This is a genomic window from Nocardia yamanashiensis NBRC 100130 (genome assembly GCF_001613325.1).
GTDB lineage: Bacteria > Actinomycetota > Actinomycetes > Mycobacteriales > Mycobacteriaceae > Nocardia > Nocardia yamanashiensis.
On record NZ_BDCD01000028.1, the window covers coordinates 39,316 to 46,324 of the forward strand.

At 69.2% G+C, this 7,009-nt stretch carries 7 protein-coding genes; 4 read left to right on the forward strand and 3 right to left on the reverse strand.

Annotated features, from left to right (window positions below; genetic code table 11):
- Positions 1 to 46 precede the first annotated feature (46 nt).
- From NY1_RS30975 to NY1_RS43830, 3 genes are all read left to right on the forward strand, one after another.
- Positions 47 to 1,372, forward strand: a complete 1,326-nt coding sequence (locus NY1_RS30975; protein WP_067720698.1) for a bifunctional o-acetylhomoserine/o-acetylserine sulfhydrylase — start codon at positions 47 to 49, stop codon at positions 1,370 to 1,372.
- Entirely contained in the window at positions 1,369 to 2,532 is a 1,164-nt protein-coding gene (gene metX / locus NY1_RS30980; RefSeq protein WP_084535656.1) for a homoserine O-acetyltransferase MetX, read from the forward strand. Before NY1_RS30975 ends, metX begins: the two co-directional genes overlap by 4 nt.
- 157 nt (positions 2,533 to 2,689) lie before the next feature.
- A complete protein-coding gene (locus NY1_RS43830; protein ID WP_169815423.1) occupies positions 2,690 to 2,851 on the forward strand; it encodes a hypothetical protein in 162 nt (53 codons plus the stop codon).
- Positions 2,852 to 2,947: 96 nt separating this feature from the next.
- Here NY1_RS43830 and NY1_RS30985 read toward each other — a convergent pair whose 3' ends face one another.
- On the reverse strand, positions 2,948 to 3,193 hold the full coding sequence (locus NY1_RS30985) for a DUF3017 domain-containing protein (protein ID WP_067720699.1): 246 nt from the start codon (positions 3,191 to 3,193) through the stop codon (positions 2,948 to 2,950).
- Between the two features lie 138 nt (positions 3,194 to 3,331).
- Between NY1_RS30985 and NY1_RS30990 the strand changes: the two genes are divergently transcribed.
- Complete coding sequence (locus NY1_RS30990; protein ID WP_067720690.1) at positions 3,332 to 3,796, forward strand: tRNA (cytidine(34)-2'-O)-methyltransferase; 465 nt, start codon at positions 3,332 to 3,334, stop codon at positions 3,794 to 3,796.
- A 4-nt stretch (positions 3,797 to 3,800) separates the two neighbouring features.
- Here the strand turns inward: NY1_RS30990 and NY1_RS30995 are convergent, their stop codons facing one another.
- Positions 3,801 to 4,031, reverse strand: a complete 231-nt coding sequence (locus NY1_RS30995) for a DUF167 domain-containing protein (RefSeq protein WP_067720691.1) — start codon at positions 4,029 to 4,031, stop codon at positions 3,801 to 3,803.
- Between the two features lie 41 nt (positions 4,032 to 4,072).
- Positions 4,073 to 7,009: error-prone DNA polymerase (locus NY1_RS31000; RefSeq protein WP_067720692.1), on the reverse strand; the 2,937-nt coding region annotated here is incomplete at its 5' end.

Sequence of the window (7,009 nt, forward strand, 5' to 3'; positions counted from 1 at the left end):
ACGTCAGAATTCCGCCATTCGGCGACCTTGTTTTTTGGAGCAGCACATGAGTGACTCGACCGCGCCCATCGACCCTGCCGCCTGGTCCTTCGAGACCAAGCAGATCCACGCCGGTCAGGCCCCCGATCCGGCCACCGGCGCGCGCGCCCTGCCCATCTACCAGACCACTTCGTACGCTTTCCGCGACACCGACCACGCCGCCGCGCTCTTCGGTCTCGCCGAGCCGGGCAATATCTACACCCGCATCATGAATCCCACCCAGGACGCGGTGGAACAGCGCATCGCGGCCCTCGAAGGCGGCGTAGCGGCGCTATTGCTGGCCTCCGGGCAGGCGGCGGAGACCTACGCGATCCTGAACCTGGCCCAGGCCGGCGATCACATCGTCGCCAGCCCGCACCTGTACGGCGGCACCTACAACCTGCTGCACTACTCGCTGCCCAAGCTCGGCATCGAGGTCAGCTTCGTCGAGGACCCCGACGATCTGACCCAGTGGCAGGCGGCGATCCGGCCGAACACCAAGGCTTTCTACGGTGAGACGGTCGCCAACCCGTCCAGCTCGATCCTGGATATCCCGGGCATCGCGGGCGTCGCGCACGCGGCGGGGCTGCCGCTGATCGTGGACAACACGGTCGCCACCCCGTACCTGATCCAGCCCCTCGCGCAGGGCGCGGACATCGTCGTGCACTCGGCCACCAAGTACCTGGGCGGCCACGGCGCGGCGGTCGCGGGCGTGATCGTGGACGGCGGCAACTTCGACTGGACGGTCAAGGACGCCGACGGCGTGTCGCGGTTCCCCGGCTTCACCGTCGCCGATCCGAGCTACCACGGCGTGGTGTTCGCCGATCTCGGCGCGCCCGCCTTCGCGCTCAAGGCCCGCGTGCAGCTGCTGCGCGACCTCGGCGCGGCCGTGTCGCCGTTCAACGCGTTCCTGATCGCCCAGGGCATCGAGACCTTGAGCCTGCGTGTCGAGCGGCATGTCGCCAATGCCCGAGCGGTGGCGGAGTTCCTGACCCAGCAGGCGGGCGTCGAGAAGGTCTACTACGCGGGCCTGCCCAGCTCCCCCTGGTTCGAGCGCGGCAAACAACTGGCGCCCAAGGGCGTCGGCGCCATCGTGTCGTTCGAACTGGCCGGCGGCGTGGACGCGGGCAAGAAGTTCGTGGACGCGCTGGTGCTGCACAGCCATGTCGCTAACATCGGTGATGTGCGTTCGCTCGTCATCCACCCGGCCTCCACCACCCATTCCCAGCTGACCCCCGAAGAGCAACTCGCTTCCGGCGTCACCCCTGGTCTGGTGCGGTTGGCCGTGGGTATCGAGGGCATTGACGACATCCTGGCGGATCTGCGCGCCGGTCTGACGGCGGCAGCGTCTTGACCGTGAGCATCGAATCCAGCACCTCCCGTCCGGCGGCCGAGCTCCTGCTCCCGCCGCCGGACGGGACGCTCGGCAGCATTCACATCGGGGAGGTGGCGCTCGAGAACGGCGCCGTCATTCCCGAGGTGAGCCTGGCCGTGCAGCGGTGGGGCGAACTGTCGGCGAACGCGGACAATGTGGTGCTGGTCGAGCATGCGCTGACCGGCGACTCGCATGTGGTGGGCGGCGTGGACGTGCATCACGCCCAGCCCGGCTGGTGGGACGGCATCGTCGGCCCGGGTGCGGCCATCGACACCCGGGAATGGTGTGTCATCGCCACCAATGTGCTGGGCGGCTGCAAGGGCAGCACCGGGCCGGCCTCGCTGGCCGCGGACGGCAAGCCCTGGGGCGCACGGTTTCCCGAGATCTCCATCCGGGACCAGGTGACCGCCGAGGTCCAGCTTTTCGACCTGCTCGGCATCGACCACCTGGCCGCCGTCGTCGGCGGGTCCATGGGCGGGATGCGGGTGCTGGAGTGGATGGTCGGCCATCCCGACCGGGTCGGTTCCGCGCTGGTGCTCGCCGTCGGGGCGCGCGCCACCGCCGATCAGATCGGCACCCAGACCACCCAGATCGCCGCCATCCAGGCCGATCCGGACTGGCAGGGCGGGAACTATCACGGCACCGGGCGCACGCCCATGACCGGGATGGGAATCGCGCGGCGCATCGCGCACCTGACCTACCGCACCGAGTTCGAGCTGGACCATCGCTTCGAGAATCACGCCCAGGGGGACGAGAACCCTTGGGAGGGTGGGCGTTACGCGGTGCAGAGCTACCTGGAGTACCAGGCCGACAAGCTCAAGTCGCGCTTCGATCCGGCCACCTACGTGCTGCTCACCGAGGCCATGAACCGGCACGACGTGGGTCGCGGGCGCGGTGGCGTCGAGGCGGCGCTGGCGGCCACGCCGGTGCCGTGCGTGATCGGCGGCGTGGATTCGGACCGGTTGTATCCGCTGCGGACCCAGCAGGAGCTGGCCGATCTGCTGCCCGGTTGCAAGGGTCTGGAGATCGTCCGCTCGCGCGACGGGCACGACGGGTTCCTGACCGAGACCGAAGCGATCGGCAAGCTGATGACCGAGACCATGGATCTGGCGCGCGCGGCCCGGGCCGAACGCGCCTGATCGCACCCTTTGGGCGGGTTGACCGGCGTGTCCCAGGTGTCGTGCCTGTTTCATCCGAATTGTCCTGAGCCGCTGCCGGTTTCACCCAGATGACGCCTCCGTAACCAGCGGCCCGGAATTTGCGCGTACCGCGCCGTGCCGCCGTAATGTGTCAGACATGCCAGCAGCATTCGATGACATGGATCTCCGCGACCTCGTCGACCTGCTCTCCGACGACGAGCAACGTGAACTACGCCCGGCGATATTGCGGGTGCTGAACCGCCTACCCGCGCAGGAAGTGCTTCGCCGCGAGTTAGGACGCCGGATGGCGCGAATCTGACGCACCCGATATCCGAGATCCGCTAGCCCCCAGAATCCGATAACCCCCGTGGTGGGTCGCCCGGTGCGCCGCCCACCACCACGTCCCGCCGCGCGCTTAGGTGACGCCGAGGCTGCTGATCGTCGCGGCCAGCGCGATGATGGCACTGCCCAGCACGGTCAGCCAGATCACGTCGAACGGCTTGCTGCGCACCGCCAGCAGCCCCACCCGCTCGGTCGGCAACACCATTCGCAGCGCCGCCGCCAGCAGGGTCGCGCCGCCGAAGAAGAACGTCCCGCGCCGCCAGCGATCCCAGGCCAGGAACACCACGGCCACCACCATCACCGCCGCGATCAACAGCATCGGCAGATTGTCGCGCACGAACTCACCGAATCGGCTGCTCCGGCTCGCGGGGGCGGCATGGGCTGGGCTCACGGGCCGAGTCTAGCCATCACCCGGCCACCGCACCGCCCGCCCCGGCCTTCTGAGATGCTGTAGCCCGTGTTCCATCTGGTGTTCTTCGAGCCGCGCATCCCACCGAATACCGGCAATGCCATCCGCCTGGCCGCCGGTACCGGTTGTCAGCTGCACCTGATCGAACCGCTCGGTTTCGACCTGTCCGAGCCGAAGCTCCGCCGCGCCGGGCTGGACTATCACGATCTGGCGGTGGTCACCGTGCACGAGAACCTGGCCGCCGCATGGGATTCCATCAAGCCGGAGCGGGTGTTCGCCTTCGCCGCGAGCGCCACCACCCGCAGCACCGACGTGGCGTATCGCGAGAACGATGTGCTGTTGTTCGGACCCGAACCGACCGGCCTCCCCGAAGAGGTGCTCGCCGACCCCCGCGTCACCGACCGCGTGCGCATCCCCATGCTCCCCGGCCGCCGCTCCATGAACCTGTCCAATGCCGCCGCCGTCGCCGTCTACGAAGCCTGGCGGCAGCAGGGCTTCCCGGGCGCGGTGTAGCCGCTCAGTCGGCGATCTCGAAGCGTTTGAAGCGGGAAGTGGCTCCGGCGGTGAGGGTTACGGTGGATTTGGGGACGCCGAGATGGGCGGCCAGCAGGTCGATGGCGGCCTTGTTGGCCTTGCCTTCGGTAGCGGGGGCGCGGACGTAGAGCTGCAGGGTGCCGTCCTCGAGGATTTCGACGAGGGGGCCCTTCTTGCTGTTGGGTTTGATGGTGGCCCGGATGACGGTGGGCACGGGGCTCCCTTCTGCGGTGGACGAGTCATTGTCGCGCGGGGTCAGCGGAAGTCGCGGGAGCGGGCCTCGATGCGCAGGTCCATGCGCTGCAGGTGGTCGGCGACGATGGTGACCGCGCCTTCGGCGTTCTGCACGCGGCCGCGGACCAGCAGGGCGGGGGCGGATTGGGCGAGGCGGCGGTAGCGGGCCCAGAGTCCCACGGAGCACACCACGTTGACCATGCCGGTCTCGTCTTCCAGGTTGAGGAAGGTGACGCCGCCGGCGGTGGCGGGACGCTGACGATGGGTGACCGCGCCGCCGACCAGCACGCGGGTGCCGTCGCGAATGTCGAGCAGGTGGGCGGCGGGGACCACGCCGAGGGCGGTCAGGCGGTCGCGGAGGAATTCGGTGGGATAGCTGCCCGGGGAGACGCCGGTGGCCCAGACGTCGGCGGCGGCCAGTTCCAGATCGCTCATACCGGGCAGGGCGGGGGCGTCGGTGACCGCGCCGGTGCCGGGGAGCCGGTCGGGACGTTCGCCCGCGGCCGCGCCGGCCGCCCAGAGGGCTTGCCGGCGGGTGATGCCGAGGCTGCCGAGCGCGCCCGCGGTGGCCAGCGATTCCGCTTGCGGGACGGTCAGTTCCACGCGGCCGGTGAGATCGGTGAACGAGGTGTAGGGGCCGTGCAGTTCGCGGGCGTCGACGATGCGGTCGGCCAGCTCCGTGCCGATCTGCCGGACCGCGGCCAAGCCGAGGCGGATCTGCAGGCCGCGCGCCTCCAAGGTCGCCTCGGCCAGACTGTGATTGATGTCCGGGCCGTGCACCACCACCCCGTGCCGGCGAGCATCGGCGACCAGCGATTGCGGGGAGTAGAAACCCATCGGCTGGGCGCGCAGCAGGCCCGCGCAGAACGCCGCCGGATGGTGCAGCTTGAACCACGACGAGTAGAACACCAGCGAGGCGAAACTCTGCGAATGGCTTTCCGGGAAGCCGAAATTCGCGAAGGCATACACCTTCTCGTAGATGCGGTCGGCGATCTCGCCGGTAATGCCGTGCAGGTCGTGCATGCCCCGGTAGAAGCGTTCCCGCAGGCGCTCCATCTTCTCCGGTGAACGTTTGGAGCCCATGGCCCGGCGCAGCTGATCGGCTTCGGCGGCGGTGAAGCCGGCGATATCCACCGCCATCTGCATGAGCTGTTCCTGGAACAGCGGGATGCCGAGGGTGCGCGCCAGTGAATTCTCCAGGGCCGGATGGTCGTACGCGACCTTCTCCTGCCCGTTGCGGCGGCGGATGTAGGGGTGCACGGAACCGCCTTGAATCGGTCCGGGGCGGATCAGCGCCACCTCCACCACCAGGTCGTAGAAGTTACGGGGCCGCAAGCGCGGCAAAGTCGCCATCTGGGCCCGGGATTCGACCTGGAAGACGCCCACCGAGTCGGCGCGGCACAGCATGTCGTACACGGCCTGTTCGGTGAGGTCGAGCTGGAACAGTTCGACGGTCTCGCCCTTGTGCTCCTGCACCAGGTCGATCATGTAGTGCAGGGCCGACAGCATGCCGAGGCCGAGCAGGTCGAATTTCACCAAACCCGCTGCGGCGCAATCGTCCTTGTCCCATTGCAGGACGCTGCGCCCGGCCATGCGCGCCCATTCGGTCGGGCAGACATCGGCGATGGGCCGGTCGCAGATCACCATGCCGCCGGAGTGAATCCCCAAATGCCTCGGCAGGCCCTCCAATTCACCGGCCAGCGCCAGTACGTCAGCGGGGATGCCGGTGTTCTCCTCCTTCGCGACGCCGCTCCAGCGGCTCACCTGTTTGCTCCAGGCATCCTGCTGGCCGGGCGAAAACCCCAGCGCGCGAGCGGCATCGCGGACCGAGGAGCGGCCGCGATAGGTGATCACATTGGCCACCTGCGCCGCGTACTCGCGCCCGTATTTGGCGTAGACGTGCTGGATCGCCTCCTCGCGCCGATCCGATTCGATATCCACATCGATATCGGGCGGCCCGTCCCGCTCCGGCGCCAGGAAGCGCTCGAACAGCAGTTTGTTGGCGACCGGGTCCACATTGGTGATGCCGATGGCGTAGCAGACCGCGGAATTGGCCGCCGAGCCCCGGCCCTGGCAGAGGATGTCGTTGTCCCGGCAGAAGCTGACGATATCGTGCACCACCAGGAAGTAGCCGGGAAAACCCAGTCCGGCAATCACTTTCAGCTCGTGTTCCAGCTGCTGATACGCCCGCGGATTACCGGCGGGCGGGCCGTAGCGCCGGGCCGCGCCGGTCATGGTCAGCTCCCGCAGCCAGGAGTTCTCGTCGTGCCCTTCCGGGACGTCGAAAGGCGGCAGTTTCGGCGCGATCAGGCGCAGGTCGAACGCGCATTCCCGGCCCAGCGCAACGGCATTCGCCACCGCCTGCGGGCTGGCCGCGAACAGCCGCGCCATCTCCGCCCCGGACCGCAGGTGCGCGCCGCCGGTGGGCGCCAGCCAGCCCGCCATCTCGTCCAGGCTCTGCCGGGCGCGAATCGCCGCCAGCGCCATGGCCCGGCGCCGTTGCGGGGGCGCGGCGAAATGCGCGCCGGTGGTGGCGAGCACCGGCAGCCCGACCCGGTCGGCGACCGCGATCAGCCGGGCATTGCGCTCGTCGTCCTCCGGGATCCCGTGATGGGTGAGCTCCACGCTCACCCGCTCCCGCCCGAAACGCTCCACCAGTTCCAGCAATTCGGCCTCGGCGGCGGCTTCGCTCTGCTGCAGCGCCTGCCGCACGGTGCCTTTGCGGCAGCCGGTGAGAATCTGCCAGTGCCCGCCCGCCGCCTCGGTCAATCGATCCAGGTCGTAGCGCAGGATGCCCTTCTCCCCCGCCGCCATGTGCGCGGCGGCCATCTCCCGGGACAGCCGCCGATAGCCTTCCTGCCCGCGCGCCAGCACCAGCAGGTGCGGACCGGCCGGGTCGGGCGCGCCGGTGCGCGGGGCGGAATCGGTCCAGGCGGAGCCGCCCGCCTCGGGCAGATC

What these genes read in the sequence shown, in the direction of transcription:
- NY1_RS43830 (WP_169815423.1), top strand. Translation starts at nt 2,690, where the DNA reads ATGCCAGCAGCATTCGATGACATGGATCTCCGCGACCTCGTCGACCTG.
- NY1_RS30975 (WP_067720698.1), top strand. Translation starts at nt 47, where the DNA reads ATGAGTGACTCGACCGCGCCCATCGACCCTGCCGCCTGGTCCTTCGAG.
- NY1_RS30985 (WP_067720699.1), bottom strand. Translation starts at nt 3,193, where the DNA reads ATGCTGTTGATCGCGGCGGTGATGGTGGTGGCCGTGGTGTTCCTGGCC.